Annotated in this window: 1 protein-coding gene; it reads left to right on the top strand. The window is 76.3% G+C overall.

Going from position 1 to position 527, the window contains the following annotated elements; translation table 11 throughout:
* Positions 1–527: KR domain-containing protein (locus AWZ10_RS31020; protein ID WP_159058400.1), on the top strand; the 527-nt coding region annotated here is incomplete at both ends.

Raw genomic sequence — 527 nt, 5'->3', positions numbered from 1 at the left:
CACCGCACGCATCGTCGCCGTCAGCCGCTCCGGGCCCGGCTCCGAGGGCGCCGCCCGCCTTCAGGACACCCTCGCCGGCACCGGTACCGAACTCGTCCTGGCCGCCTGCGACACCGCCGACCGGGACGCGCTCGCCGCGCTGCTCGCCGACCACCCCGTCGACGCCGTCGTGCACACCGCGGGCGTCCTCGACGACCGCCTCATCGACGGCATGGACCCCGCCGCCCTGGACCGCGTCCTGCGGCCCAAGCTGGCCGCCGCCCGCAACCTCGACGAGCTGACCCGCGACCGCGACCTCACGGCGTTCGTCCTGTACTCGTCGGTCTCCGGCACCCTCGGCACCATCGGCCAGGCCAACTACGCGGCGGCCAACGCCTACCTGGACGCCCTCGCCGAACAGCGCAGGGCCGCCGGACTGCCCGCCACCTCGCTGGCCTGGGGACCCTGGGCCGGAGGGGGCATGGCCACCGCCGACGCCGACGGCGAGGCGCGGATGCGCCGCAGCGGCATCAACCCGCTCGAACCCG

Source organism: Streptomyces europaeiscabiei (assembly GCF_001550375.1).
In the GTDB taxonomy this organism is placed as follows: Bacteria; Actinomycetota; Actinomycetes; order Streptomycetales; family Streptomycetaceae; genus Streptomyces; species Streptomyces europaeiscabiei.
Note: the sequence above shows the minus strand (reverse complement) of the source record. Positions and strands in the feature narration are given on the sequence as shown.